Source organism: Nitrospirillum amazonense (genome assembly GCF_029594735.1).
Lineage (GTDB): Bacteria > Pseudomonadota > Alphaproteobacteria > Azospirillales > Azospirillaceae > Nitrospirillum > Nitrospirillum amazonense.
In genome coordinates, this window is the sequence record NZ_JARPAF010000001.1 from 1,416,601 (window position 1) to 1,443,294 (window position 26,694).

The 26,694-nt window shown below is 66.8% G+C and carries 20 protein-coding genes; 9 read left to right on the forward strand and 11 right to left on the reverse strand.

The features are described from left to right. Positions 1-36 precede the first annotated feature (36 nt). Complete coding sequence (gene rfaE1, locus P5F91_RS05685; protein ID WP_277906754.1) at positions 37-1,506, forward strand: D-glycero-beta-D-manno-heptose-7-phosphate kinase; 1,470 nt, start codon at positions 37-39, stop codon at positions 1,504-1,506. Between the two features lie 120 nt (positions 1,507-1,626). Continuing rightward, on the forward strand, positions 1,627-2,613 hold the full coding sequence (gene rfaD, locus P5F91_RS05690) for an ADP-glyceromanno-heptose 6-epimerase (protein ID WP_145613012.1): 987 nt from the start codon (positions 1,627-1,629) through the stop codon (positions 2,611-2,613). A gap of 20 nt (positions 2,614-2,633) precedes the next feature. Here the strand turns inward: rfaD and P5F91_RS05695 are convergent, their stop codons facing one another. After that, positions 2,634-3,575: an alpha/beta hydrolase family protein gene (locus tag P5F91_RS05695; RefSeq protein ID WP_211107134.1), complete on the reverse strand. Its 942-nt coding sequence runs from the start codon at positions 3,573-3,575 to the stop codon at positions 2,634-2,636. Between the two features lie 689 nt (positions 3,576-4,264). Here P5F91_RS05695 and P5F91_RS05700 point away from each other — a divergent pair. The 3 genes from P5F91_RS05700 to mmsB are packed head-to-tail and all read left to right on the forward strand — an operon-like array spanning position 4,265 to position 7,865. Continuing rightward, a complete protein-coding gene (locus P5F91_RS05700; protein WP_277906755.1) occupies positions 4,265-5,770 on the forward strand; it encodes an aldehyde dehydrogenase family protein in 1,506 nt (501 codons plus the stop codon). 41 nt (positions 5,771-5,811) lie between these two features. Continuing rightward, positions 5,812-6,954 carry an isobutyryl-CoA dehydrogenase gene (locus P5F91_RS05705; RefSeq protein ID WP_145613014.1) on the forward strand — a complete coding sequence of 381 codons (1,143 nt, stop codon included), beginning with the start codon at positions 5,812-5,814 and terminating at the stop codon, positions 6,952-6,954. Positions 6,955-6,983: 29 nt separating this feature from the next. Beyond that, positions 6,984-7,865: a 3-hydroxyisobutyrate dehydrogenase gene (gene mmsB / locus P5F91_RS05710; RefSeq protein WP_145613015.1), complete on the forward strand. Its 882-nt coding sequence runs from the start codon at positions 6,984-6,986 to the stop codon at positions 7,863-7,865. 39 nt (positions 7,866-7,904) lie between these two features. Here mmsB and P5F91_RS05715 read toward each other — a convergent pair whose 3' ends face one another. The 5 genes from P5F91_RS05715 to P5F91_RS05735 all read right to left on the reverse strand — a co-directional run bounded on the left by P5F91_RS05715 (position 7,905) and on the right by P5F91_RS05735 (position 12,456). Then, the gene (locus tag P5F91_RS05715) at positions 7,905-9,077 is read right to left on the reverse strand and encodes an AGE family epimerase/isomerase (protein ID WP_277906756.1); all 1,173 of its coding nucleotides are present in this window, start codon (positions 9,075-9,077) and stop codon (positions 7,905-7,907) included. A gap of 27 nt (positions 9,078-9,104) precedes the next feature. Further along, positions 9,105-9,863, reverse strand: coding sequence for a hypothetical protein (locus P5F91_RS05720; protein WP_145613017.1), 759 nt, complete (start codon positions 9,861-9,863; stop codon positions 9,105-9,107). A gap of 15 nt (positions 9,864-9,878) precedes the next feature. Continuing rightward, positions 9,879-10,772, reverse strand: coding sequence for a hypothetical protein (locus P5F91_RS05725; RefSeq protein ID WP_277906757.1), 894 nt, complete (start codon positions 10,770-10,772; stop codon positions 9,879-9,881). Positions 10,773-10,839: 67 nt separating this feature from the next. Next, the gene (locus P5F91_RS05730; protein WP_145613019.1) at positions 10,840-11,595 is read right to left on the reverse strand and encodes an ABC transporter ATP-binding protein; all 756 of its coding nucleotides are present in this window, start codon (positions 11,593-11,595) and stop codon (positions 10,840-10,842) included. Between the two features lie 3 nt (positions 11,596-11,598). Further along, positions 11,599-12,456, reverse strand: coding sequence for an ABC transporter permease (locus tag P5F91_RS05735; RefSeq protein WP_186454945.1), 858 nt, complete (start codon positions 12,454-12,456; stop codon positions 11,599-11,601). Between the two features lie 779 nt (positions 12,457-13,235). On the opposite strand from P5F91_RS05735, the gene P5F91_RS05740 reads away from it, so the two are divergent. From P5F91_RS05740 to P5F91_RS05750, 3 genes are all read left to right on the forward strand, one after another. Further along, entirely contained in the window at positions 13,236-15,437 is a 2,202-nt protein-coding gene (locus tag P5F91_RS05740; protein WP_277906758.1) for a TonB-dependent receptor, read from the forward strand. Positions 15,438-15,591: 154 nt separating this feature from the next. Then, the gene (locus P5F91_RS05745) at positions 15,592-16,590 is read left to right on the forward strand and encodes a nucleoside hydrolase (protein WP_277906759.1); all 999 of its coding nucleotides are present in this window, start codon (positions 15,592-15,594) and stop codon (positions 16,588-16,590) included. Between the two features lie 11 nt (positions 16,591-16,601). Further along, positions 16,602-18,782, forward strand: a complete 2,181-nt coding sequence (locus P5F91_RS05750; protein ID WP_277906760.1) for a formylglycine-generating enzyme family protein — start codon at positions 16,602-16,604, stop codon at positions 18,780-18,782. A gap of 40 nt (positions 18,783-18,822) precedes the next feature. Here P5F91_RS05750 and P5F91_RS05755 read toward each other — a convergent pair whose 3' ends face one another. From P5F91_RS05755 to P5F91_RS05770, 4 genes are all read right to left on the reverse strand, one after another. Next, a complete protein-coding gene (locus tag P5F91_RS05755; RefSeq protein ID WP_145613023.1) occupies positions 18,823-19,470 on the reverse strand; it encodes a substrate-binding periplasmic protein in 648 nt (215 codons plus the stop codon). Between the two features lie 257 nt (positions 19,471-19,727). Further along, complete coding sequence (locus P5F91_RS05760) at positions 19,728-20,510, reverse strand: substrate-binding periplasmic protein (RefSeq protein WP_277906761.1); 783 nt, start codon at positions 20,508-20,510, stop codon at positions 19,728-19,730. Between the two features lie 165 nt (positions 20,511-20,675). Continuing rightward, entirely contained in the window at positions 20,676-21,635 is a 960-nt protein-coding gene (locus tag P5F91_RS05765; RefSeq protein ID WP_277906762.1) for a nucleoside hydrolase, read from the reverse strand. Positions 21,636-21,657: 22 nt separating this feature from the next. Beyond that, the gene (locus P5F91_RS05770; protein WP_277906763.1) at positions 21,658-23,310 is read right to left on the reverse strand and encodes an adenosine deaminase family protein; all 1,653 of its coding nucleotides are present in this window, start codon (positions 23,308-23,310) and stop codon (positions 21,658-21,660) included. A gap of 397 nt (positions 23,311-23,707) precedes the next feature. Between P5F91_RS05770 and P5F91_RS05775 the strand changes: the two genes are divergently transcribed. Continuing rightward, positions 23,708-23,980 carry a hypothetical protein gene (locus P5F91_RS05775; RefSeq protein ID WP_145620355.1) on the forward strand — a complete coding sequence of 91 codons (273 nt, stop codon included), beginning with the start codon at positions 23,708-23,710 and terminating at the stop codon, positions 23,978-23,980. A 76-nt stretch (positions 23,981-24,056) separates the two neighbouring features. On the opposite strand, the gene P5F91_RS05780 is transcribed toward P5F91_RS05775, so the two are convergent. Then, positions 24,057-26,531 (reverse strand): TonB-dependent receptor plug domain-containing protein, encoded by a 2,475-nt coding sequence (locus P5F91_RS05780; RefSeq protein ID WP_277906764.1) that lies wholly within the window; start codon positions 26,529-26,531, stop codon positions 24,057-24,059. Positions 26,532-26,694 lie beyond the last annotated feature (163 nt).

Here is a 26,694-nt window from a genome sequence, read left to right on the forward strand (position 1 = left end):
TCTGTGGCCTGTTGTTTGATCTGGGATGGGGAAGCCATGAGCCGCTTCGTCGGTTTGAGTTCCACGGTGGAAGGCTTGGCGGGGGGCCGGGTCATGGTCATCGGCGACGTCATGCTGGACCGTTTCGTGCGCGGCAAGGTGGGGCGCATTTCGCCGGAGGCGCCGGTGCCCGTGCTGCGCAATGCGCATGAGGACGTCATGCTGGGCGGTGCGGGCAACGTGGTGCGCAACATCACGGCGCTGGGCGGCCACGTGGTGTTCGGCGGCGTCATCGGCGGGGATGCCGCCGGCGTGCGCGTCAGCCAGCTGGTGGCGGCCGACGCCCAGGTCACCCCCATCCTGCAGGTGGATACCCGGCGCCGCACTTCGGAAAAGACGCGCTTCGTGGCCGATGGCCACCACCTGCTGCGCTCCGACTGGGACAGCGAGGAGGCGGTGGCGGAGGATACGCATCGCGGCCTGGTGACGGCCATGGCCGCGCACCTGTCCGGCATCGACGTCGTCATCCTGTCCGACTACGGCAAGGGCGTGTTCACGCCGCCGGTGCTGAAGGAATTGATCGCCCTGGCGCGCGAGGCCGGCAAGCCGGTAATCGTTGATCCCAAAAGCGCCGACTATGCCATCTATCGCGGCGCCACCCTGGTCACGCCCAACCGGGCAGAGCTGGCGCTGGCCGTGGGGCACAATCCCAGGACCACGGAAGAGATCGTGGCCGCCGCCGGCACCCTGATGCGCGACCATGGCATCGAGGGCATGCTGGTCACCCGCAGTGAGGAAGGCATGACCCTGGTCCGGGGCGATGGCACGTCCCTGAACGTGCAGGCCGAGGCCAAGGAGGTCTTTGATGTTTCCGGTGCCGGCGACACCGTGGTGTCCGTCATCGCCACCGCGCTGGCGACGGGGGCGGACATCGCCGAGGCGGTGGAACTGGCCAACGTCGCCGCCGGCCTGGTGGTGGCCAAGGTGGGCACGGCCGTGGTCAGCCCGGCGGAACTGCTGCACGCCCTGGCCGAACAGGACGACCGCCAGAACCTGTCCAAGGTGCTGGGCGGGGCGGAACTGCGGGAGCAGATCGCCCGCTGGCGCCGCCGGGGCCTGAAGGTGGGCTTTACCAACGGCTGCTTCGACCTGATCCATCCCGGCCATGTCCAGCTGCTGGCCGCCGCGCGCGCCACCTGCGACCGCCTGATCGTCGGCCTCAACTCCGACGCGTCGGTGCGCCGCCTGAAGGGGCCCGAGCGGCCCATCCAGGACGAGCGGTCGCGGGCCATCGTGCTGGCGGCTTTCGGCTCGGTCGATGCCGTCGCCCTGTTCGAGGACGACACGCCCCTGGCGCTGATCACCGAGGTGATGCCCGACGTGCTGATCAAGGGTGCCGATTACACCATAGACCAGGTGGTGGGCGCCGACGTCGTCCAGGCCCACGGCGGCCGCGTGGCCCTGGTGGAGCTGGTGCCCAACCAAAGCACCACCGGCATCGCCAAGCGCATCCGCGTGACGGGCTGACCCGGTCGCCCCTCTGGCGTGCGTTGGGGCGGCTTGCCCCGGGGGACGTGGCCCCCTATCAAGGCCGTGTCGGCCTCGACACCAGGGTCCGGCACGGATTTTTACGGGAAGCAGCAGTCCATGATCATCGTGACCGGCGGCGCCGGCTTCATCGGGTCCAATCTGGTGGCCGGCCTGGAACAGCGGGGCCTGGGCCCCCTCGTCGTGGTCGATCGGCTGCGCCAGGGGGACAAGTGGCGCAACATCGCCAAGCGCAACCTGCATGACTTGGTCACGCCGGAACAGCTGCCGGAATTCCTGGAGCGCCACGGCGACGCGGTAAAGGTCATCTTCCACATGGGCGCCATATCGGCCACCACCGAGACGGATGCAGACCGGGTGGTGGAGAACAACTTCCGGCTGACGCTGGACCTTTGGTCGTGGTGCGCCGTCACGGGCGTGCGGCTTATCTACGCCTCCTCCGCCGCGACATACGGCGACGGCGCCCAGGGATTTGACGATGATTCCTCGGCCGGGGCGCTGGCGCGTCTGCGGCCGCTGAACCCCTATGGTTGGTCCAAGCACCTGCTGGACCGCCGGGTGCGCGCCGCCCTGGACCAAGGGGCGCCCAGGCCGCCGCAGCATGTGGGCCTGAAGTTCTTCAATGTCTATGGCCCCAACGAGTACCACAAGGGCGGCATGCGCTCCGTCCCGGCCAAGCTTTATCCCCAGATCACGGGGGGCGAACCGGCCCGGCTGTTCGCCAGCGACCGGGCGGACTACGCCGATGGCGGCCAGCTGCGCGACTTCGTCTGGGTGGGCGATACGGTCGATGTCATGCTGTGGCTCTATGACAACCCGGGCGTCAGCGGCCTGTTCAACCTGGGCACCGGCAAGGCGCGCAGCTGGAACGACCTGGCGCATGCCCTGTTCGCCGCCGCGGGCCTGCCGCCCCGCATCGACTACATCCCCATGCCCGACCATCTGAAGGGCAAGTACCAGTATTACACCCAGGCGAACATGACCCGCCTGCGCGCCGCCGGCTACGATCGCCCCTTCACCGAGCTGGAGGAAGGCATCCGCCGCTACGTCCAGGACCACATGGGGACGGTGGATCCTTATGTGTGACGGCTTCGGCTCGCGCTGGTTCAGTTCCCCAACTTCTGCAGCCAGTTGATCACCGCCGCCTCCAGCGCGATACGGTGGTCGGACCAGCCATGGTCGGTGGCGGCGTGGGCGGTGCTGATCCGGGTGCCGCCGTGGGCGCGGATGCCGGCCACCAGGGCGTCGGTGTGGCTGGCCAGCCCGTCGTCGGATGTCAGGGCCAGCAGGGGCGTGTCCGTGAGGCGGGCGGTCAGCGGGGCGGTGGCGAAGGCGTCGGCATGGCTCTCGATGTCCTTGGCCATGCTTTCCGGCGTGACACCGGCCAGCGACTCGCGATTGTCGGCGGCCAGCGCCACCAGCTTGTCATGGGGCAGGTGGGCGATGACGCCAATGTCCCCCATGGAAATCAGGATCAGACCGGCCAGCTTGCCATCCTTGGCCGCGGCATGGGCGGCCGTCCAGGCGCCCATGCTGTGTCCGGCGATGACCAGGCGCCCGATATCGACACCCAGTTCCTGCGCATGGGCCGGATCGCGCAGGTAGGCCAGGGCCGCCGCTGCGTCCTCCGGATTGTTGGCGAAGCGGAAGCTGCCGGGGCTGCCCCAGGATCCGCGATAGTTCATGGTCACCACGTTCCAGCCGGCGCGGCGCACCGCCTGGGCCAGGTCCAGGTTCTTCTCGTTGCCCGGCAGGCCGTGCAGCAACAGCAGGGTGGGGTGGGGTCCGGCACCCGCCGCCAGATAGGCGACGCCGTTGATCTCCACCGGATGGCCGGTGCGGCCGCCGGTGGGGATGTGCAGCACCGCCATGCGGGCGGGGTGCTGGGAATCGGGGGCGGGATCGGTGCCGACGGCGGCCGGGATGGTCTGCGCCGCCAGGTTGATGTCGCCGGCTGGCGCTGTGGCACCCGCGACGGTTCCGGTCGCGACGGACAGCGCGCAAAAGGCCACGGCCAGGGCGGCGGTGGCAAGCGGATGCCTACGCATGATTGTCGAAGTCTCCCAGGTTTTCCCAGCCCGCATCCTGGCGCAGGAAAAGCGTCCAGGGAATCAGGAACTTCGCGCCGGTCCGGATGGGGATAAAAAAAGAAGCCGGGGCGACGCGCGCCCCGGCTTGGGGAGATAAGACCCTGGGAACGGGAGGGTTCTCTCAGGGCCATCGGGTAACCCCTGCCGGACCATGAGCGGGCCTCTGCAGGACTTGCCAGATGCGATGTGCCGACAGGGCCGGCGAAACTCGGGCGATGGGAAAACGGGAAGCGGTGGCCGTCGGGCCAACCCGCCGCACGCCCAGTGGGCGATGCCGCGTCTTCGGGTGTTTCGTCCCCCATCTTGGTCGATCGATCTCATAGGACCGTTCGCTTGGGATAAATAATATTTATATCCGGCTGTGTCGTCAAGTGACTTTTGTTAGCGGTAACAAATTTTAATGGCGTTACATGATTGCCCTCGCCCCTACCCCGGTAGGCCCCCCGAGGGTCATGTGCCATTTTTCCCAGGACCGGGGCGTCGCGTTTGCGCATTCTTGCACAGCCGTTTCGCGTACTTGCTACCTATGTCGCCAAGCTCCCCGCCCGGATAATGGCGATCCGCGCAGGGCCATGCCATGTCTTCAGCGGCACGCGGGTCCTAGGTCCAGCCGGAACCGCACACAGAATAAACAGGAGTGAATCCCCATGAGCACCACCGCCGCCCCGCTGGCCCCGCAACTGGATCCCTATGCCCTGGCGGCCGAGCTGTCAGGAAAGCACCTGATCGGCGGGCGCCTGGTGCCCTCGGCCTCGGGCAAGACCTTCGACGTGGTCAACCCGGCCAAGGGTGAGGTCATGGGCCGCGCCGGCTATGGCGAGGCCGCCGACGTGGATGCCGCCGTGGCCGCTGCCGTCGAGGCGGGCGTACCGTGGAAGGCCCTGCCGGCGCGGGAGCGCGGCCGGCTGGTGGCGGAATGCGGCCGCCTGCTGACCGCCCACACCGAAGAACTGGCCCGTCTGGTGGCGCTGGAGACGGGCAAGGCTCTGCGCACGGAAAGCCGGGTCGAGGCCGGCGTGCTGGCCGACGCCTTCACCTTCTTCGGCGGTCTGGGCGGTGAGCTGAAGGGCGAGACCGTACCCTTCAATCCCAAGATGCTGACCTTGACGGTGCGTGAGCCCCTGGGCGTGGTGGGCGCCATCATTCCCTGGAACGTGCCCATGATGCTGATGGCGCTGAAGATCGCGCCGGCGCTGGTGGCGGGCAACACCGTGGTGGTGAAGTCGGCGGAAGAGGCGCCGTTCGCCGTTCTGCGCGCCTGCCAAATTATGGCCCAGGTGCTGCCGGCCGGCGTGCTGAACATCCTGTCCGGTTTCGGCCCCGAGTGCGGTGCGCCCCTGGTGGCCCATCCCAAGGTGGCCAAGGTCACCTTCACCGGCTCGGTCGAAACCGGCCGCATCGTCAGCCGCACGGCGGCCGACAAGCTGATCCCGGTGACGCTGGAGTTGGGCGGCAAGAGCCCCATGATCGTCATGGGCGACGCCGACCTGAACCAGGCGGTGGCGGGCGCCATCACCGGCATGCGCTTCACCCGCCAGGGGCAGAGCTGCACCGCCGCCAGCCGCATCTTCGTGCACGACAGCCTGCACGACGCCTTCGTCACGGCGCTGAAGGCCAAGGTGGATGCCATGGTCATGGGCGACCCGCTGGATGAGAGGACGGACATCGGCACCATCGTCTCGCCGCAGCAGTTCGACCGCGTCCAGGGCTACATCGCCGAGGGCAAGCGCACCCCCGGCGCCACCGCTCATGAATGCTCCGCCCTGCCCACGGATGCCGCCCTGGCCAAGGGCCTGTACGTCCGCCCCGTCATCTTCACCGGCATGACCAACGACAGCCGCCTTGCGCGGGAGGAGATCTTCGGGCCGGTCACCTGCGTCATCCGCTTCACGGACTATGAGGACGTGATCGCCCAGGCGAACGACAGCGAGTTCGGCCTGGCCGCCACCATCTGGACGCGCGACCTGAAGACGGCGCTGGACGCCACCCAGCGTCTGCAGGCCGGCCTGGTGCAGGTGAACCAGAACCTGGTGGTGCAGCCCAACCTGTCCTACGGCGGCGTGAAGTCCTCCGGCCTTGGCAAGGAGGCGACGCTGGAGGCCATGCTGGAACACTTCACCCACAAGAAGACCATCATGCTGAACATGGCCTGAGGCCGGGCCGCGTAAAACCAAGAACAGGGAGGATAGGGCCCATGGACTTCAACCTGACCGAGGAGCAGGCGGCGTTCCGTGACATGGCGCGGGACTTCGCCGCCGAGCATCTGGCGCCGCACGCCGCCGAGTGGGATGAAAAGGAGATCTTCCCCCTCGACGCGCTGCGCGCCGCGGCAGCCCTGGGCATGGGTGGGCTCTATTGCGGGGAGGAACATGGCGGCTCCGGCCTCACCCGCCTGGACGCGGCCCTGTTGTTCGAGGAGCTGTCGGCCGGCTGCGTCGCCACCTCGGCCTTCCTGTCCATCCACAACATGGCGGCGTGGATGATCGATCGTTTCGGAAACGATACAATTAGGGCGAAGTACCTGCCGGGCCTGATGACCATGGACCGGGTGGCCAGCTACTGCCTGACCGAACCTGGCTCCGGCTCCGATGCCGCCGCTTTGCGGACCAAGGCGGTGCGCGACGGTGACCACTACGTGCTGAACGGATCCAAGGCATTCATCTCCGGCGCTGGCGTTTCGGACCTGTACGTCGTCATGGTGCGCACCGGTGGGCCTGGTCCCAAGGGCATCTCAGCCTTGGTGGTGGAGAAGGGCACGCCCGGCCTCAGCTTCGGCAAGAAAGAGAAGAAGATGGGCTGGAACTGCCAGCCCACCGCCCAGGTGATTTTCGAGGAGTGCCGGGTGCCGGTGGAGAACCGGCTGGGGGAGGAGGGTGCGGGCTTCGGCATCGCCATGAAGGGCCTGGACGGCGGCCGCATCAACATCGCCTCCTGCTCCCTGGGTGGGGCGCGGGCCTGCCTGGACCTCGCCACCCGCTACATGGGCGAGCGCGAGGCCTTCGGCCGCAAGCTGGCGGATTTCCAGGCCCTGCAGTTCCGGCTGGCCGACATGGCGACAGAGCTGGAGGCCGCGCGCCTGATGGTGCACCGCGCGGCGGCAGCCCTGGACGCCGGCGACCCGGAGGCCACCACCTGGTGCGCCATGGCCAAACGCTTCGCGACCGACGTGGGATTCCAAGTTTGCAACGAGGCGCTGCAACTGCACGGTGGCTACGGCTACATCCGCGAATACCCGCTGGAACGCTACGTCCGCGACGTTCGGGTGCACCAGATTCTGGAGGGCACCAACGAGATCATGCGCCTGATCATCGCCCGCCGCCTGTTGGCGAAGGGCTAAAAACTAATCATTACGGGAGAGAAACGATTATGAGCCGCATCGCGTTCATCGGCCTGGGCAACATGGGCCTGCCCATGGCCCGCAACCTGCTGAAGGCCGGTCACACCGTCGTTGGCTTCGACCTGGCGCCTCAGTCGTTGGCGGCCCTGGCCGAGGCAGGCGGCGTCATCGCCGGGTCCGTCGGCGATGCCGCCTCGGGTGCCGAGGTGGTGGTGACCATGCTGCCCGCCGGCCGCCATGTGTGCGGTGTCTATGAGGACGCCGGTAACGTGTTCGACACCGCGGCCCCGGGCGCCCTGCTGATCGACAGCTCCACCATTGACGTCGACAGCGCCCGCGCCGTGGCCGCCGCCGCCGCCGCCCGCGGCTTCGCCATGGTGGATGCTCCCGTCTCCGGCGGCACCGGCGGGGCCGCGGCTGGCACCTTGACCTTCATGGTGGGCGGCAGTGACGAGGCAGTGGAGCGGGCGCGGCCTTATCTGGCACAGATGGGCAAGACCGTGGTGCATACCGGCGGGCCCGGCACCGGCCAGGCGGCCAAGATCTGTAACAACATGATCCTGGGTATATCCATGATCGCCGTGTCCGAGGCCTTCGCCCTGGCCGACAAGCTGGGCCTGGACCGGCAGAAGCTGTTCGACGTCAGTTCCACCTCCTCTGGCCAGTGCTGGGCGCTGACGAGCTACTGCCCCGTGCCCGGCCCGGTGCCGACCTCCCCCGCCAACCGCGACTACACCCCCGGCTTCGCCGTCGATATGATGCTGAAGGACCTGAAGCTGGCCCAGGCCGCCGCCGCCTCCAGCGGTGCGGCCACGCCCTTGGGGGCCAACGCGGCGGCGCTATACGCCTTATTTTCCGCCGCAGGGAACGGGCATTTGGACTTCTCGGCCATCGTGAAGATGCTGCAGTAGTCGAGTAAATAGTCGGCGGTGAATAAGGGCCCAATCGGCTCAATTGGAGCTGATTGGCGCAGCGGCGGCTTCCGTCGCCGCCAAGAAAAGATGGTAGGGCGTGCTGCCCGGCAAATCCCGCATAGTGGGCACGCCCGTTTCATCCTGTGTTTCGATCCAGCGGCCGTCGGCCGGGTCAAGGAAGGCTGCCCGCAGATGGTCCATAAGCCTCTGAGCCAGCGCCCTTGCGGCATCGCCGGCGCTGGTCCCGTGGTGCCGGCGGGCCTGCGACAAGGCTGCCTTGATGGCTTCAGCCACCGGCCAGATGCGGCGGGTACGCAGGATGGGCGCGCCTTGGGGATCCATCTGGTCCATGATGCCCCCGTCGGGCAGGAAGCCATGCGCCACCGCCTTGTCGAACAGGGCGTCGGCCAGGGGAAGTACGGACGTGTCGCCGCCCTGGTTGGCGTAACGGTCCAGCAGCCAGGCCCACTCGAAATGGTGGCCGGGCTCGACGATATGCCCGGTGACGGGATCGGAACGCCAATCCTGGGTGAAGAATTCTCCCAGGGTATTCGTCGCGCCGTCAAAAAAGCGGGCCTGGAACAGGCGGATGACGGCGGTCGCCTCCGATAGCCACGCGCCGTCACCAGTAAACTCATGCAAGGCCAACAGGGCTTCCAGCAGGTGCATGTGCGGGTTCTGGCGGCGCGTCGCGCCGTTGGGGACCCAGTCGGCACTTGCCCCTTCCGCCAGGCCGCCCCAGCCGCCGTCCGCCAGCGCCGGCATGGCCAGGCGGTCGCGCATCAGCACCCAGGTTTCCTGCGCCAGCGTCAGGGCGCGGGGGGCGGCGAAAGCGGCATGGGCGTAGGCCAGGCCAAACAAGACGAAGGCGTGACCGTAAAAGTCCTTGGAGCTGTCCAAGGGTTGACCGTCGGGCAGCACCTTGAAGAACCAGCCGCCGTTACGGTCATCCCAAAAATTGCGGACCAGGAAGTCGTAGCCCTGTTCCGCGGCGTCTTGGCCGCTGCGATCTCCCGACAAAGCGCCATGGGCCAGCACGTACAGCTGCCGGGCCTGCACCATGGACCGCTTGTAGCCCAGGGGCAGGGGCTGTTCCGCCGGATCCAGTCGTTCATGGAAGCCGCCATGGATCGTGTCAGCGAACCGGTCGCGGCACAATGGCAGCAAGTGATCAAAGGCATAGCGGACGAAGGCGGCGGAAGATGACATGAGGCCCTCGGGCTGGAGCGGCCTCCCTTACCGGCGGGGAGGGAGCGCCATGGTGAAGGTAAGGGTCATCTGATCGACCGCGCTGGGCGCCGTCGCTGGGGGCGGATGATGTCCGTGTCCGCCCGCTGGCGCGGATGGCGCCGGTGGCACTTGCGCCACGCCGCGCACCGTCAGCACCGGCCGTCCCGCGCGGCCCAGCAATTCATACAACAGCGGTTGGGTGGAGGTCAGCGCGGCGCTGGTTTCCAGCGCCTGGATGCGGGCGACCGTTTCCGGCGCCGGGGCTCCCGAGACGGTGGCGGCCGACGCAACCTTGGTAATCGCGGCATCCACATGCTCCACCGGGGCGGTGGTGGGGCAGGCACCCGCCGCCATACCCGGCGTATTGCCGTCGCAGGTGAGATAGCGGGCCAGCAAGGTGGCCGCTTCGGCCATTTTTTCACGGCCCTCGGGCTTCAGCGCGGCTGCACCGGGCGCGAAGAACTGCGCGGAAGGCAACGTCAGGATGCCTTTGGCGGCGTCGGCCTCTACCGCGATGTGCCGGGCTTCCAAATCCCGGCGCAGCGCCTCCACCATGCGGGCACGCTCCGCCATGATCTTGGCGATGGTTTCCTGGTAGTCTTGCTCCGACTGCTGATCCTGCTGCTTGGGGGTCTCGTCGATGTTGTACATCGACAGGGCCATAAGCATGATCAGGAAGATGAAGACGATGCCGGCCATCAGGTCCGACATGGAAGCGAAGTAGCTTTCCTGGTCGTCCCCGTGTGCCCTGGTTCCCCGTCGCATGACAGCCTTCCCGTCTTACGGCGCCTGGCCGGCGATATCCGGCTGGGGTGCGGGGGAGAGCGGGGGGCGCGGCGCCGATACCGCGGCGGCCGCCCCGTCCTGTGTCCAGTCACCCATCAGGCGATGGGCAGAGATCAGGGGGAAGCAGAGTTCGATGGCGCGGCACAGGTCATCCAGCGCCGCCTGAACCTTGCGTTGCCAATGGCGGACCACCATCGACGTCACCAGTGACGCGCCGATGCCGACGACGGAACTGACGAACTTCATGGTAGATGCGGCCAGCAACTGGCCCAGCGCCTGCCGGGCCTGCGCCAGATCACCCATCTGCAGACCCTTGCTGGCGAAATACAAGCCGGCCACCAGGCCAAGGAAGGTGAACATCAGGCCCACGCCCACGAAGTAGTTGGGCAAGGCGACGTAAAAGCGGAAATCCAGGCCGCGGCTTTCCATGGCCTCCATGGAAAAATATTCCTGAGGACGAATGGTAGAGTAGGCGCGCCGCTGGGCACCCTGGCCGGCGTCCAACAATGTGGATTCGAACATCCGCCATTCGTCAATCAGCAGCGGACTGGATTCCATCAGGCGCTTCATCGATCCGACCCGGCGGTCGTTCGGTTCCCCCATGATCAGCATGGCGGAGCCCGTGATGGTCTTCAGTGTGTCCAGCGTGCGACGGACCTGGCCCGCCCAGAAGCCGCCCAGCAGGGCGACACAGGCCAGCATCATGCCGGCGGCCAGTACCAGGGCGAATTCCGGCTGACCGAACAAGGCCAGGTAAACCGTGGCCAGTGGCTTGGCCAATTCCCGGATGGTCAGGAAAAAGGACGCGGAATCCCCACCCTGGCTAAGCCTGAACACGAGGACGGCAAGCACGACGGAGATGCCTGCCCAGACGTATTTTCTGACCATGATCGACGGCGGGTTCCGGAGTGTCCCTGGGCATGCCCTGGGGATTGGGATGGGGCAAGCGGCGGGCTCAGGCCTCTGCCAGCGACTGCTGGTAGATGTCCGCCACCTCTTTCAGCGGACCGTAAGCGATCACGTTGCCGTTACGCAAGTACAGCCCCTTGTTGCACCACCTCTCCAGCAGATCCAGAGAATGGGAGGCCAGCACCATCAGGCTGGACCGCTGCACGAAATCTTCCATGCGTTTTTGGGCCTTGGCCAAGAAATGGCTGTCGCCCGCCGCCAGCCATTCATCCATCAGCAGGATCTCGGGCTCGACACAGGTGGACGCGGCGAAGGCCAGGCGCAACATCATGCCGGCGGAATAAGTGCGCACCGGCATGTCGATGTACGGACCCAGTTCGGTGAACTCGACCACCTCCTCGACATGGACCTGCATATCCTTGGGGTGGATGCCCATGTACATGCCGCGCAGCATGATGTTCTCGCGGCCAGTGGCATCCGGGTTCATGCCCATCTGCACATCCAGCAGCGCAGAAACGCGGCCTAGGGTGTGAAGGGTGCCGCTGGTGGGCTCATAAATCCCGGCCAGGGTCTTGAGCAGCGTCGTCTTGCCCGATCCATTGGGGCCGATCAGCCCGACGCGGTCGCCCTTGTCGATCGTCAAGGTCAGATGGTTCAGCGCGCGAACCAGGATGCGATTGGCGGCGTCACGGGCCAGGTTGGTACCCATGGGCGCCGAAAACAGCGCTTTCTTCAGTGAGCGGCCGTTCGCCTGATAGATGGGGAATTCGACCGTCAGGTCATGCAGATGCAGGGAGGCCATAAATCACACCCAGTAAGCGATCCGGGACCGGAAGCGGCTGAAGAAAATGGCGGTCACCAACAGTCCGCCCACGGTCATGATACCCACGATGGACCATGAATAAGGGGCGAACGGCTCGTCCAGCAATGGCGCGCGAACGACGTCGATGGCGGCAAACAGGGGGTTGAAGTCGCCCACATGCCGATACTTGCCCAGCGTTTCCACGGTCCAGAAGACGGGCGTCACGAAAAAGATGACTTGGAGCAGCGCCGCCACGATCGGCGGAACGTCACGGAACCGGGCGCTCAGCATACCCAGCAGGATGCTGATCCAGAAACCGTTGACGCACAGGAGGATAAGACCGGGAATCACCATCAGCGCGCCCCAGCCGATGCCGTGCCCCATCAACAGGAAGACGATGGGGATCAGGACGGCGTTGTGGCCCAGGATCAGCAGGTTGCGGAAGACGCTGCGCAGCACATGCACCGTATAAGGCAGTCGAACCTGTTGGATGGCGTGCTGCACCGACATGAAGGCGGAACAGCCGTCCGTGATCACCGACGAGATGAACTGCCAGACCAGCAGGCCTAGGGTCAGGAAGGGGACATAGCGTACCGGGTCCAGATGGAAGATCTGGGAGTAAACGAAACCCATGGCCGCGATCATGATGGCTGTGCTGAACGTCAGCCACAGCGGGCCCAGCACGGAGCCGCGATAACGTAGCACGATGTCCTGCATGGCCATGGCGCGCCAAAGCCAATGCTGGCCCAGGCCGCTTGCCAGGTCACGCAGGGCCAGACGTGCCCGGTTGGGCGTCGCGGCTGGCTTGGTGGGCGGAATGGGGTCCGCCTGGGCGGAAAGCGGCTTACCGGCGACTATCATGTGAAAGACGGCTCCAAAACTAATCTCACCAGCTCTCGGTCCCAGGACGGTGGCCACTCGACCTCTCTGGAGGCGCGGGCGCGCCGGAAACATCTGACTGTCGGCACCCGGTGGAACAAGGCCATGGCGGTCAGCCTCTTGAGGAAATCCGCCGCCACCTGAAAGGGCTGTGGCCCCAATCAGGGATGGCGCAGGGCATCCTCAACCGCTCAGGGGTTACCATAACCCCATCCCGCTGTTCCATCCTAAAACCTCAAGCCTCCCCGCGGCCAATCGCGGGGGCGAAATATCCGGAGGCTATCGGCCCCAAAGGCCCGGCCGCCCGGGCGGAGACCACACCTTTATACTGTGGCCTTTCCAAGGCGGCGCGGGCGTCATTCGACATCCCAGCGCCCGCGCCTAAGGATCGGGCATGTCCTCATCGGGCAATGCTTAAATATTGGGCAGTTTGCATCGATGCCGCGGCAACCGACCAACGCCCTCCTTACACGCCCAGGGCGGCTGGAATTGGCGCCGTTCTTGCTAGAAGCCGGGATGGGGTGCCGCATTGCGGCAACACTCGCGCGTCAAATATGTGCGTTGCGGCAAAATTTCGGTCGGGTCCTCGCTTTCTTGTTGGATTTGAAAGACCTTCGGTAGTAGTGGGGCTGCCGCAAACGAAATCTGCCGTGTACCCTCCCCCGGCTGTTCCCAGCCTAGCCTTTTGGCGCGGGGACCGGTGCGACGGGCAACGCAAAAGCAGGTCTGGCAAGGGCCTGGAAAAAGTGAAGGGATCGAGCATGATGAGGGTTGAGAAGAGCCGCGGGCTGAAGTCCGCGCTGCTGGGTATGTCGGCGTTGAGCCTGCTGGGTCTGGCCAGCGTGGCGCGGGCCGCCGATGACAGTTCCGACAAGCTGGACGAGATCATCGTGTCGGCCGAACGCCGGCCAGCGCTGGAGCGTGAGGTGCCGATCGCCGTCACCTCCATCAGCGGTGAAAAGCTGGACGTGCTGAACTCCGGCGGCCAGGACATCCGCTTCCTGGCGGGCCGCGCCCCCAGCCTGCAGGCTGAGTCGTCCTTCGGCCGCACTTATCCCCGTTTCTATATCCGCGGCCTGGGCAACGCCGACTTCGACCCCAACGCCTCCCAGCCGGTGTCGGTGGTGTTCGACGACGTCGCCATGGAAAACCCCATGCTGAAGGCCTTCCCGGTCTTCGACGTCGGTGCGGTGGAAGTGCTGCGCGGCCCGCAGGGCACGCTGTTCGGCAAGAACACGCCGGCCGGCGTGGTCAAGATCGACAGCGCCAAGCCCAGCGACACCTTCGGCGGCTTCGCCGACCTGACCTATGGCACCTATGACACGGTGAACTTCACCGGCGCCGTGGGCGGCCCCATCGTCAAGAATGTGCTGAAGTATCGTGCCTCGGTCAATCTGCAGCGCCGTAACGACTGGGTGCAGAACGAAGACATCTCCACGAAGAACGATACCGACTTCGAGGGCTATCGCGACCTGGCCGGCCGGTTCCAGCTGGAATACACGCCCAATGAGAACCTGGATGTCCTGCTGAACGTCCATGGCCGCCAGCTGGACGGGTCCGCCCGCCTGTTCCGCGCCAACATTATCCAGAAGGGCACCAACGACCTGGTCCCCGGCTTCGACATTGAGAAGGCCAACCAGGACGGCGCCAACCCGCAGAAGCTGAACTCCTTCGGCTCCAACCTGCACATCGTTTACGATGCCGGCCCCGTCACCGTCACTTCGGTCAGCGGTTATGAGCGCGCCAACGTGTTCAGCCGCGGCGACATCGACGGCGGCGTGCCCTCCGACGTGCCGTTCTCGGTGGAAACCGGCGGCTACAACTCCCCGCGCGAGCTGAGCCAGGAAGTGCGCTTCGCCTCCAACGACCTGGGGCCGTGGCTGCTGCAGGGCGGCCTGTACTACTTCAACTCTTACCTGGCCGGTAAGGATTACGACTACATCACCGCCACCGGCGCCATCGACGATCAGGTCCGCCACAAGGACCGCAGCGAGACCGACGGCGTCTTCGGTTCGGTGAAGTACAAGGTCACCGATGCCCTGACTCTGGGCGGCGGCGTGCGCTATTCGCACGACAACAAGTCGGTCGAGTCCATCCGTGACTTCGGCTACACCGGCCCGATCTACCTGCGCACCAGCGTCAACGGCGGCAACGCCTCCTGGGACGTGTCGGCCGACTATGCCATCAACAGCGACGTGAACGCCTTCGTCCGCGTGGCGACCGGCTATCTAGCCCCGTCCATCCAGGATCGTATCACTTTCGCCAACTCCACCTCGACCGCGAAGGCCGAGACCACCATCTCGTATGAGGCGGGTGTCAAGTCGTCGCTGTTCGACAAGCGCGCCAGCTTCAACCTGACCGGCTACTACTACGACACCAGCGACATGCAGCTGACCGCCGTGGGCGGCGCCAGCAATACCGCCCGCCTGCTGAACGCCGACCATGCCGTCGGTTACGGCGTGGAAGCGGAGCTGGAGGCCAAGCCGGTGGAGCACATGCTGGTCACCTTCGGTGGCAGCTACAACCACACCGAAATCCAGGACCCGAACGTGTCGGTCGCCACCTGCGGCGGTGGCTGCACCGTGACCAACGCGCTGAACGCCCAGGGCAACGCCCTGCTGGACGGCAACCCGCTGCCCGAGGCGCCGGAATGGGTGCTGAACGCCACGTTCCGCTATGGCGTGCCGGTGGGCGATAAGGGTGAGGTGTTCTTCTACACCGACTGGGCCTACCGCAGCGACGTGAACTTTTTCCTGTACAAGTCGACGGAGTTCACCGGCAAGTGGCTGCTGGATGGCGGCCTGCGCCTGGGCTACAAGAATGACGCCGGCTATGAGGTCGCGGCCTTCGTCCGTAACGTGTTGGACCAGGTGCGCGTCATCGGCGCCATCGACTTCAACAACCTGACGGGCATGGTCAACGAGCCCCGCATCATCGGTGTGCAGGCCAAGTACTCGTTCTGATGGTGTAGGCGCCTCTCCGGAAGCTTGGCGGCTGGTTGCCGCCAGGCTTCCGTGATACCGCTAGTGGAAGGGGCCGGCCGTGGCAGCGGCGGGCCCCTGTCCGTATCCGGCCCCCAACGGGGCGCGGCCCTTGGCCCTGACGGGGACCTTTTCCATGAACCGGCTGTCCCGGATCGCCTTCCTGTTCCTGCGGCTGTGCGCGGGCGTGTTCTGTTTCGTGCCGCTGGCCGGGCCCGGCTTGGCGGCCTCCACAGCGGCGACGCCGGCCCGGGAAAAGGTCATCATCGACACCGACATCGGCGACGACATCGATGACGCCTTCGCCCTGGCGGCGGCTTTGAACGACCCGCACCTTGACATTCTGGGCGTCACGGCCGCGTGGGGCGACACGGGCCTGCGCGTGCGCCAGCTTCAGCGCCTGCTGGCCATCGCCGGGCGCGGGGACATTCCCGTGGCGCAAGGACCCGCTACCCCCAACACCACCCCCTATACGCAAAAGCGTTGGGCGGAGGGGCAGCCGGCCCCGGCTTCGCCCGTGCCGTCCTCCGTGGACTTTATCCTGGAACAGGCGCGGCGCTACCCCGGGCAGGTCACGCTCATTTCCCTGGCCCCGCCCAGCACCCTGGGCGCCCTGATCGACCGCGACCCGGTCGGCTTCGCCAAGCTGAAGCGCGTGGTGATGATGGGCGGCTCCGTCTACGCCGGCTATGACGACACGGGCTACGGCCCGCTGAAGGGACCGACGCCGGAATACAACATCTATTCAGACATCGGCTCGGCCAAAAAGCTGTTCACCAGCGGCGTGCCCCTGGTGGTGATGCCCCTCGACAGCACTCGGCTGAAGCTGGATGAGGTGAAGCGCGACCTGCTGTTCGCCGCCGGCACGCCCATGACCGACGCCCTGGCCCTGATGTATCACCAGTGGCGCCACCTCAACGGCTGGGGCCAGATCACGCCCACGCTGTTTGACCTGGTGCCCGTGGCCTATGTCCTGGACCCCAGACTGTGCCACACGACGCCCCTGCGCCTGGTCGTGGGCGACAAGGGGGAGACGACGCCGGCGCCAGGCCCGGCCAACGCCCAGGTCTGCCTGAAGGAGGACAAGGAAGGCATCCTGGACCTACTGATGACCGGCCTGCTGGCCCGGCAGTAGGGAGACATTCCATGCGCCGCCTGCTGGCCGCCGCTTTTCTAGGTATGCTTGTGACCGGTGCCGCCGGGGCGCAGGACACCCAGGCGGTGCCCTACGGCAGCTGGAAACAGCTGATGATCAACGGCCCCGCCTGCCTCACTTGGCGGGAGGCTTGGGAGGGCGGAACGCGGGAGTGCGCGAACGCGGATTACGAGGCCTGGTTGGCGGATGTACGTCATTGGCGCCAGGAACGGCGCATCCGCATCGGCTACGACCCCGCCCGCTATGACGATCCCCGCCTGGCCTGGACGCGCACCAGTTTCGTTCAGACCCAGATGATGGTGGAGGATGGCTATTTCTATGACCCGGTGGCCGGCCGCTACACCATCGACCGCTACCTGGATGACCTGACGGCCCGCTTCGGTGGCATCGACGCCGTGCTGCTGTGGCCCGATTACCCCAACATGGGCATCGATGACCGCAACCAGCTGGACCAGGTGGCCAACCTGCCGGGCGGGCTGCCGGCGGTGAAGGCCATGGTGGCGGACTTCCATCGCCGGGGCGTGCGTGTGCTGCTACCCATGATGATGTGGGACCAGGGAACGCGGGCGCCGGACCGTCCCTGGCCGCAGGCCATCGCCGAGCTGGCCAGGGAGGTCGGCATCGACGGCATCAACGGCGACACCCAGGACGGCGTGCCCCTGGCGTTTTCCCTGGCGGCCGACAAGGCCGGCCACCCCCTGGCCTTCCAGCCGGAGGGGGTGCTGGCGGATGAGGCCGTGGCCTGGGACCTGATGTCCTGGGGCCAATACACCTTCGCGCCGGTGCCCAAGGTCGACCGCTACAAGTGGCTGGAGCCCCGGCACATGGTCAACATCTCGGACCGCTGGGCCCGGGACAAGACCGACGACCTGCACTACGCCTTTTTCAACGGCATCGGCTGGGAGGCGTGGGAGAACGTCTGGGGCATCTGGAACGGCGTCAGCGCCCGCGATGGCGAGGCGATGCGCCGCGTGGCGACCCTGGAGCGGGGCCTGGGGCCGCTGCTGTCCAGCCCCGATTGGCAGCCTTTTTACCCCACCCGCGCCGCGGGGGTGTACGCCAGCCGCTGGCCGGGTACGGACGGCCGGGTGGCCTGGACCATCGTGAACCGCAACGACCACCCGCTGGACCAGACGGTGTTGGCCGTACCGGCGGACGGAACGGCCCTGCGCTATTTCGACCTTTACCATGGCGTGGAGCTGACACCGCGGCGGGAGGGTGATCAGCTTCTCCTGTCCTTCCCGCTGGAGGCTCAGGGCTTCGGCACCGTCCTGGCGCTACCCGGCGCGCCGGACCCCGCTATACGCGGACTGATGGAGCGCATGAAGGCGCTGACGGTCACGGATCTGGCCAACCTACCGCGCGTGTGGGCTCCGCTGCCGCAGCGCCTGGTCGATATCCCAGCCACGGCGCCCGCCGCTACAGCGCCTGACGGCATGGTGGAAATCCCGCCCGGCGACTTCACCTTCCGCGTCCAGGGGCTGGAGATCGAGGGCGGCACCAGCGCCGGTGTCGATGTGGCCTACCCCTGGGAGGGGGAGGCGCGGCGCTATCATGAACATCGCCTGTCGTTGCCGCGCTTCTTCATGGACCGCTTCCCCGTGACCAACGCGCAGTTCAAGCGTTTCCTGAACGCCAGCGGCTACCGTCCCAAGGACGACCGCAACTTCCTGAAGGATTGGAAGGGCGGCACCTATCCCGCCGGCTGGGACGACCGGCCCGTCACCTGGGTGTCGCAGGAAGATGCGCGCGCCTACGCCGCCTGGGCGGGCAAGCGACTGCCGCACGAATGGGAATGGCAGTACGCGGCGCAAGGGCGGGATGGCCGCCGTTATCCCTGGGGCGACACCTGGCGGGATGACGCCGTGCCCGTGCCGGAACGGGGCCGCGCCGTGCGGCCGCCCGATGCCGTGGGCGCCCATCCGGCGGGGGCCAGCCCCTTCGGTGTCCAGGATCTGGTGGGTAATGTCTGGCAGTGGACGGATGAGTACCAGGACGAGCACACCCGCGCCGCCATCCTGCGCGGCGGCAGCCTGTACCAGCCCCAGGGCTCCATCTGGTATTTCCCGCAGGCCTACCGCAACGACCAGCACGGCAAGCTGTTGCTGATGGCCCCCTCCCGCGATCGCTCCGCCTTGGTGGGCTTTCGCTGCGTGAAGGACGCGGACTAGAGCAAGCTGCGATCAGCCATGATCGCGTTCCGCTAAGGGATCAAAGCCCAGGGGCGCGGCCCGCGTGGCGCCGGGCGATGCGTTCCAGCGTGCCGTCCGCGGCCAGGCGGTCCAGCCCCGCTTCCAGCCGTTCCCGCACCTCAGGATCCAGGTGGCGGGAGAAGACCATATATTGATCCTCCACCGCCAGCGGCTGGGGCAGTATGCGAATCCGCCCGTCCCAGCCGTTGCTCTGGATGACCTCGGTTAGGCCAGGGTTGCGAAAGATGAAGAATCGGCCCCTGCCGCTCATCAATTTGCGCAGGTTGGTGTCGCTGTGCGCGGCCCAGGCGTCGATGTTGCGGTCCTCGATGCCGGCGCGGTGCAGCCGATCCAGAAAGGCGGAGCCGGCGTTGACCAGGATGGTGTCGTGTCCATCCGCCAGCGCCGCGCGCAGCTCATCGAAGGTGGCGATGGCGGCCGGGTCGTTGGTGCGCACGGCCAGCACCGTTTCCATGCGGATGACGGCGCGGCGGGAATAGAGTATCCGGGCTTCCCGTTTCGCCGTGCGGTAGTAGCCGCAATCCGTGTCCAGCCGGCCCGCCGCCAGTTCCTGTACCGCCCGGTCATGGGTCAGCCAGTCAGTGGACCATACCAACCGCACGCCGGCCACCTGGCGCGTCAAGGCCAGCAGGATTTCCTCGCACATGCTGGGCGCTTTGGCATCCAACGGCCCGTGGCGTGGGATGCGCAGTTCCAGGACCGGTGTCGGCGCGCCGCTGGGTGCAGGGGACGCGTCCGCTCCCCCCCATACACCGAGAAGGGCGATTGTCAGCAGTGCCACGCGCCATGCCCATGGCCCCAGGCCTTTTTCTTGATGTCGGCTTTTCCTGTCCACGCGGGCCCCCGTTTCCCACGGACGCCAGTCTACACCCTGGCGCGGCGTTCTTCTAAGCGCGCCTTCGGTCAGGCCATGCCCAGACGCACGCGGCGGGCCAGGGCGTCCAGGTCCGCGCGCCGGGCCAGAATGGCGGCGTCCAGGGCCGCCACCACGGCGGCGCAGTCGGGCAGGCTGCGCCGGATGGCGAGGGTCCGCACCACCTGGCCCAGGAAGGGGCGCGGGGTATAGGCCAAGGTGCCGGTCAGGCCGGCGGCGCGGGCCAGATAGCCCATCTGCAGCTCATCATGGACAAAGGCGTCGATACGGCCAGCGGCCAGCATCTTCAGCACGCTGACGGGCTCCGGTACCACCGCCAGCGTGGGGATGGCGTCCACGTGCTCCGTCGCCCAGCCGTTGCCGACGTAGCTGCCCAGACGGAAAGCCGCCAGTTCCTCCAGGCTGCCAATCGACTTGAAACGATCGTCGTCGCGGCGGTGCCAGATGCCGATGTCGCTGGTCATCACCGGCTGCAGGCAGAACTGGACATAAGCGGCCCGATCGGCTGAGGGCACGGTGCAGAAGCCGTCGGCCTGGCCGGCCCGCACCATGGCCTGGGCACGGCCCCAGGGCATGAGGCTGGTGGTCTGGCTATAGCCGGCGGCCGAGGTCACGATGTCCACATCGTCTTTCAGCAGGCCGGTGGCGTTGCCGTCCGCATCAGCATAGCTGAAGGGCACCACATTATCGGCGTAGACGAAACGCAAGGGCGCCGCCACCGCGCGGGCGGCATACGGCCCTAGGGCCATACCCAAGCCAGCGGAACCAGCCCCCAGCAACAGGGCGCGGCGGTCCATGATGGTGCCACTCATCTAGCCCCCGCCTGTCCGGTCCTGGACGATCGAAGGTGTCGGGACGTGCGTTAACTAAGGTAGTCTGGAAACGGGTCGGTTCGTATTTCTAATCCAGATAGGCTACACCAGAGGGGCTGCGGGAGAAAGCGCCACCATCGGTAGTGGCGGCGGCGCCACCCCGGATCAGCGGACGGCGTCCGTCATCATGCGGACGAAACCTTCGCGGTCAGCGCGCTTGATGACGCGCATGTTGGGCACCTGGGGCACCAGGTCCGGATCGGCATCGGCCGCGTCCGGCAGGATGGCGGACGAGACGCTGGAATAGCCGCGCGTGAGCGTGCCGGCCGTCTCAACGTCCACCACGCACTCCTCCGCCTCCAGCACCAGGGCCTCATTCAGGGCGCAGGCGCAGGTCAGGGCGTCGGGATGGATGCTGCCGTCGATGCGCTGGCGTTCACGCGAGAAGGCCAGGCTGTCGCGGTTCACGCGGGTGAAGAACCGGGAAACAGGCGTGCCCAGGGCCGCGATGGCGTCCAACTCGGCGCTGGTGATGACACCCTCGACCATCGAGCGGGTCCAGGTCAGCAGGCTGGCCTTGAAGCCGGCGTTGACCACGATCTTGGCGGCTTCGGGATCGACGTAGAAGTTGAACTCGGCCGCGCTGGTGACGTTGCCCACGGCATTGTCGGTGCCGCCCATGATCCATAAATGCTTGGTGGCCTGGGCGATGGCCGGTTCCTTCATCACCGCCAGCGCCAGGTTGGTCAGGGGCGCCTGGGCGATGATGGTGACCTCGCCCGGGTGGGCCAGGACGGTGTCGATGATGGCGTCGACGGCGTGCTTGGCTTCCGGCCGCTGCTTGGCCGGCGGATAATTGGCGTCGCTCATGCCGTCCTTGCCGAAGACGTAGGCCGCGTCCAGCGGCTTGCGCATCATGGGCAGGCGGGCGCCCGGGTAGACCGGCACCTCCCCGCCGCGGCCGGCGGCCTCTACCGTGTACAGCGCATTCTCCACGCACTGGTCGAAGGTCACGTTGCCGTGGCAGATGGTGATGGCCTCCAGCGTCACCTTGGGATTGCGCAGGGCCAGCAGCAGGGAAAAGGCGTCATCGCCGGCGGTATCGGTGTCGATCAGAAGGCGCATGGGCGCGGTCTCGCTTCGCTGCTCAGGTGGGGGATGGGCCAGGGGATGCGGCGGTGGTTTTAGGGCCCTGGCCCTGGCCCCACAAGCCGCTTTCGGCCTCGGCGGCCACGGCCGCCTCGAAATCGTGGAAGTCCGCCTCCAGCCGCCATTGCAGGGCGGCCTTCTGGCTCTGATCCAGGAAGGTCTGGCAGGCGGCGGACGGGCTCGTGCCGGGATGATCGGCGGCGCAGGCGGCCGTCAGCTGCCCCGGCGTGCCCCACAGGCTGGCGCCCGGCAGGAAGGCGTGCTCCAGCCCGTTGCGGGAGAAGGCCTTCAGCGTGGCGTAATCCAGACCGTAGGTTTCCGCCGCGCGCACATACTCATGCGTCAGGTCGATGCGCGACACGCCCTCGTCATCGGTGGACAGGGCCAGGGGCACGCCGAAGGCGCGGTAGGCGGTGATGGGGTGGTCGCGGCCCGTCACGCCCAGGATGACGTCGTTGCTGGTCAGGTTGATTTCCACCAGCACGCCCCGGTCGGCCATGGTCTTCAGCACATGCTGGGCGTCCATCTCCTGCCCAATGTCCACGCCGTGGCCGATGCGCTTGGCGCCGGCCACCTCCACTGCCAGGCGGATGTGGTCGCGCAGGTCCTCCGGCGGCACCAGGCCCAGGGCCAATTCGCCGGCGTGCAGCGACAGGTTGGCCGCCGGCATGCGCCGGCCCAGATAACCCAGCAGGCGCATCTGCAGGCCATAGTCCCTCAGCGTCACCGGGTTGTCCTCCGGCGCCACCAAGTTGATGCCGACGAAGCGTGGGTCGGCGGCTGTCAGGGCATAGCCGTACAGGCTTTGCGCAAACACCTGCGGGGCGGGCAGCACGCGGATGACCTGGGCCAGATAGCGGATGCTGACGGCACAGCCCGGCTGGGCGTCCGCCGTGCCACAATGCAGGATGTGGCGCATCTGGGCTTCCGCCGCGTCGGTATCCGCCTTCGCGGCGGCGATGATGGCCGTCAGGCCGGGTTCCACCTTGGCGCGCCAGGCCTCGAACGTGGCGGTGTCGCCGGCGATGGTGCCGGGGGCCGGCGTGCCCAGCGGAACGGCCAGGGCCGCCGCCTTGGACATCCCGTTGGACCACATCAGTTCCAGGTACAGCACATGGCTGGCGGCAGCGCGGTTCGCCGCCTCCGCCAACATCTCGGGCACCCGGGTCTTCAGCGCCGGTTCGAACTTGGCGAAGCTGTCGAAGAAATGGTCGTGCCCGGATTCGGCACCCGCCACGAAGTTGCGCATGGACAGGGCGTTGATCAGCCGGTTGTACAGGCCGACATCGCGCCGCGCGTCGGCCGCCGGCACCAGGCCGCCGGTGCAGGGGGCTGGCTTCAGCACCAGCGCCTTGGGGTCGACGCACGCCGAGTCCGCCGCCGCCCAATCCACCATGTTCTCGGCATAGATGCCGCCGCTCATGTGGTTGTGCAGATCGGCGCCCTTGGGCATGCGGCGCAGGAACATGGCCAGCCGCACCGGGTCGGCGCGCAGGTGGGCGAACAGAGCGGACGTCCGGGATTCTGGTGTCTGGGGAGCTTCGGCCAGGGCGGGAGCGGGGGAAACGGACGCTGGTGCGTCGCCATGGCCGCCATCGGCGGCACAGGCGGCCAGAAGCACCAGGCCACACGCCGCCAGAATGGCGCGCATACGCGTCGCCCAGATACGCCCCGTCTGGGTGCGCCCCGTCTGGGTAGGCCCCCTTTGGGTACGCAATGCCCCCATACTCATGCCCCTCGCCCCTTGTCATTTCAACCGCCCACGGATGGCCCACCGCCGGGATGGGTCAGGGTCGGGCCGTCGACGCGTCCAGGGGCGGGGGCCACGGGGCGGATACGCCGTTGCCAGTCCAGGGCATTATGGGCGTTGGCGGCCAGCGGTGCCACCGCCCAAATCCGGGAAGACTTTCAAGCCGGTTATGGGTGTCCCGCCATAGCCGCCGGCTATCAAAACGGGATGTTGAACCTTAACCATTGGCCGCTAAACTTCCGGCTGATCAGGGCGCTCCCGTCCCGGGGCGTCTTTCCAGCCGTCAGGAGATCCCAAGGTGCGCGCCCTTTCCGCCCTCACCCTTTGCACCCCGCTTGCCGCTTCGCTGCTGCTGTCCCTGCCTGCGGCTGCCCAGAGCGCCCCGCCGGCCGATGCCGACAAGAAGGCGGTGATTCAGCAGCAGAAGGAGAATGAGGACGCGGAAACCCTCTGCCGCGTCATCAAGGACAAGGCCGATTACGACAAGTGCCTGGAACTGTATTTCTTGGACCAGGACCAGTTTCGCGCCTTCCTCGATGCGCACAAGCCCAAGCCCGCGCCCAAGGCCTGAGGAGCCCAAGGCCTGAGGAAAAGGAGACGACCGCCCCGGTGAACTCGCGGGGGCGGCCGTCGTCTCATTGACCGCCTTAGAACTTGTAGCTGACGCGGCCGTAGTAGAACGCCCCGTTGAAGCCGAAGGGCGAGTAGTTGCTGTAGGGATAGATGCCGCTCGTGCTGTTGGCGGCGATGACCTTGTCGGGATAGACGTCGAACACGTTGTCCGCCCCTATGGTCACGCCGATGGCATTCGTCACCTGATAGCTGATGGCGATGTCGGTGATCCACTTGGCCCCATAGGTCTGGTCCAGCGCCGGGTTGCTGCTGTCCAGTGAGGTGGTGCTGCCATAGCGGGTGGTGCGCACCGTGGTCGACAGCTTGTCCCAGTCGTACGTTGCCGCCAGGTTCAGCTTGTTCTTGGGCTGGCCCTTCTCGATGCGGCCCTTTTCCGACCGGCCGAAGCGGAAGACGGTACTCCCCAGGCTGGCCAACTGCGACGGATTGCCTTCCACCCGCGTCACTTCCGTGTCGTTCAGGTTCAGGCCGGCGGTCAGCGACAGGCTGCCCACGTCGCCCAGGTCGATGGCATAGCGGCCGACGATATCCACACCCCGGGTGCGGGTATCGACGGCGTTGGTGAAGAAGCGGCCGCCGCCAATGCCGGTGACGCCGTTGGCCGCCAGCAGTCGCACCACCGCCGCGCCCGTCAGGTTTTCCGACAGCACGATGCGGTCATCGATATCAATCTGGTAGAAATCCACAGTGGCATAGAAGTTGTCCGTGGGGCGGAACACCAGGCCGGCGCTGTAGTTGGTGGACTTCTCCGGCTTCAGCGGCTCGGCACCCAAGGCCTTCGCTGCCGGGTCCGTCACCGGGAAGGTGCGGACGTCATAGGGCACGCTGTTGATGAACACCGTGCTGGTGGCGGAATAGTGCGATTGGGCCAAGGATGGCGCGCGGAAGCCGGTGCTGATGGCACCACGCACGGACAGGGCCGAGATCAGGTCGTACTTGGCCGACAGCTCGCCGTTGGTGGTGTCGCCGAAGTCGCTGTAATGCTCGTAGCGGCCGGCCAGGTTCACCAGGAAGTCGGGCGTCAGCTTGGTTTCCAGCTCGGCATAGGTGCCGACGCTGCCCCGGCTGTTGGTGCCGGCGTCGGCCGGCTCGAAGCCGGGGAAGACCTGGGCGCCCGGGGCGGCCGCCGTGCCCCTGGATGGGCCGTCCAGCACCGGCACGCCGCCGTTGATGTAGCTGGCGGGTTCGCCGGCCTTGATCGTGTAATCCTCGCGCCGCACCTCGGTGCCTACGGCGATGGACAGCGTGTCGGGCAGGAAGCCGATGTGGGCCAGCTTGCGCACATCCAGGTTGCCCACCAGCTCGTCCGACACCAGCTCGCCAGCGTGGAAGTCGCGCGGGCTGGCCGTGCCCAGCGACACGTTGACGGAATTCTCCACGCCATAGTCGAAGCGGTTGCGGCCGTAATCGACGCTCAGGTCGTAGGTCCACGCGTCCGGCAGGTCGCCGCGCACACCCACCGTGGTCGACAGGTCCAACTGCTTGGACGTGATGTAGGGCAGATAGCCGTCTGGCGTCAGGGTCCGCACCGTGCGCACGTCCTGCGCCCGGCGGAAGAAACCGGCGCTCTGCCCGTCGCGCTGGCCCAAGCTGGCGAAGGCGTAGATCTCCGCCTTGTCGTTCACCGGCAGGCTGGCGTTCAGGAAAAGGTTGTATTCCTTGTCCAGCGGATCGCCGAAGCGGCTGTCGTGGCGGTCGAAGGTGGCCTCGCGCGGGTCACCGGCCGTCAGGTATTGCTGGCGCGGGTCGTCGCCGGACCGGTCCGTGGGCCGCGACCGGTGGGCCTCCGCCGACAGGGTGACATAGCCGTTGCGGGGCAGGGGCAGGCCGACATTGGCCTCCACCCGACCGGTCTGGCCGTCGCCGGCGCCGTACTCACCATATTCCACGGCGGCGCTGCCGCCGCTGTCCTGACCCTTCAGACGGATGTTGATGACGCCGGCGATGGCGTCGGACCCATATTGGGCGGCGGCGCCGTCGCGCAGCACCTCGATCTTCTCGATGGCGATGGACGGGATGGTGTTCAGGTCCACGGCGTCGGACCCGCGGCCCACGCTGCCGTTCAGGTTCAGCACGGCGCTGACGTGGCGGCGCTTGCCATTGACCAGCACCAGGGTTTGGTCGGGGCTCAGGCCCCGCAGGGTGGCCGGGCGCACATGGTCGGTGCCGTCGGTGTTGGCTGGCTGGGGAAAGTTAAAGCTGGGCACCAGGGCGCGCAACATCTGGGTGGTCTGGACCAGGCCGGTCTTTTCCAGTTCATCCACCGGCAGCACGTCGATGGGCACGGGGGAGGAGGCGACGGTGCGGTCGCTGCGCCGCGTGCCGGTCACCACCACCTCGTCCAGGTCGCTCAAGGCGGCATTGTTTTGCGGCGCGGGATCGGCCGCCTGGGCGTTCGGGATGAATAAGGGGGCGGCCAGGATCAACGCCAGCGCGGTGGCGGCCCGGCGCTGCTTGCCCTGGGGCAGGGACCTTGAGGAAACGGTCATGGATGAAGGCTCCCAATGGGGTGTCGCCGTCCGCCATCAGGATGACGGACATGAACAACACTTTTTTTGTGTTCAAATTTTTATTCAACATACGATGGAAACATGGCGCAGATCGTCGCAGTCCCGCAAGCGCCGACCTGGAATGGAGCGCGGCGGGGTGCCA

Coding starts and splice junctions, on each gene's coding strand:
- rfaE1 (WP_277906754.1), top strand. CDS start 37: ATGAGCCGCTTCGTCGGTTTGAGTTCCACGGTGGAAGGCTTGGCGGGG.
- rfaD (WP_145613012.1), top strand. CDS start 1,627: ATGATCATCGTGACCGGCGGCGCCGGCTTCATCGGGTCCAATCTGGTG.
- P5F91_RS05695 (WP_211107134.1), bottom strand. CDS start 3,575: ATGCGTAGGCATCCGCTTGCCACCGCCGCCCTGGCCGTGGCCTTTTGC.
- P5F91_RS05700 (WP_277906755.1), top strand. CDS start 4,265: ATGAGCACCACCGCCGCCCCGCTGGCCCCGCAACTGGATCCCTATGCC.
- P5F91_RS05705 (WP_145613014.1), top strand. CDS start 5,812: ATGGACTTCAACCTGACCGAGGAGCAGGCGGCGTTCCGTGACATGGCG.
- mmsB (WP_145613015.1), top strand. CDS start 6,984: ATGAGCCGCATCGCGTTCATCGGCCTGGGCAACATGGGCCTGCCCATG.
- P5F91_RS05715 (WP_277906756.1), bottom strand. CDS start 9,077: ATGTCATCTTCCGCCGCCTTCGTCCGCTATGCCTTTGATCACTTGCTG.
- P5F91_RS05720 (WP_145613017.1), bottom strand. CDS start 9,863: ATGCGACGGGGAACCAGGGCACACGGGGACGACCAGGAAAGCTACTTC.
- P5F91_RS05725 (WP_277906757.1), bottom strand. CDS start 10,772: ATGGTCAGAAAATACGTCTGGGCAGGCATCTCCGTCGTGCTTGCCGTC.
- P5F91_RS05730 (WP_145613019.1), bottom strand. CDS start 11,595: ATGGCCTCCCTGCATCTGCATGACCTGACGGTCGAATTCCCCATCTAT.
- P5F91_RS05735 (WP_186454945.1), bottom strand. CDS start 12,456: ATGATAGTCGCCGGTAAGCCGCTTTCCGCCCAGGCGGACCCCATTCCG.
- P5F91_RS05740 (WP_277906758.1), top strand. CDS start 13,236: ATGATGAGGGTTGAGAAGAGCCGCGGGCTGAAGTCCGCGCTGCTGGGT.
- P5F91_RS05745 (WP_277906759.1), top strand. CDS start 15,592: ATGAACCGGCTGTCCCGGATCGCCTTCCTGTTCCTGCGGCTGTGCGCG.
- P5F91_RS05750 (WP_277906760.1), top strand. CDS start 16,602: ATGCGCCGCCTGCTGGCCGCCGCTTTTCTAGGTATGCTTGTGACCGGT.
- P5F91_RS05755 (WP_145613023.1), bottom strand. CDS start 19,470: ATGTGCGAGGAAATCCTGCTGGCCTTGACGCGCCAGGTGGCCGGCGTG.
- P5F91_RS05760 (WP_277906761.1), bottom strand. CDS start 20,510: ATGAGTGGCACCATCATGGACCGCCGCGCCCTGTTGCTGGGGGCTGGT.
- P5F91_RS05765 (WP_277906762.1), bottom strand. CDS start 21,635: ATGCGCCTTCTGATCGACACCGATACCGCCGGCGATGACGCCTTTTCC.
- P5F91_RS05770 (WP_277906763.1), bottom strand. CDS start 23,310: ATGCGCGCCATTCTGGCGGCGTGTGGCCTGGTGCTTCTGGCCGCCTGT.
- P5F91_RS05780 (WP_277906764.1), bottom strand. CDS start 26,531: ATGACCGTTTCCTCAAGGTCCCTGCCCCAGGGCAAGCAGCGCCGGGCC.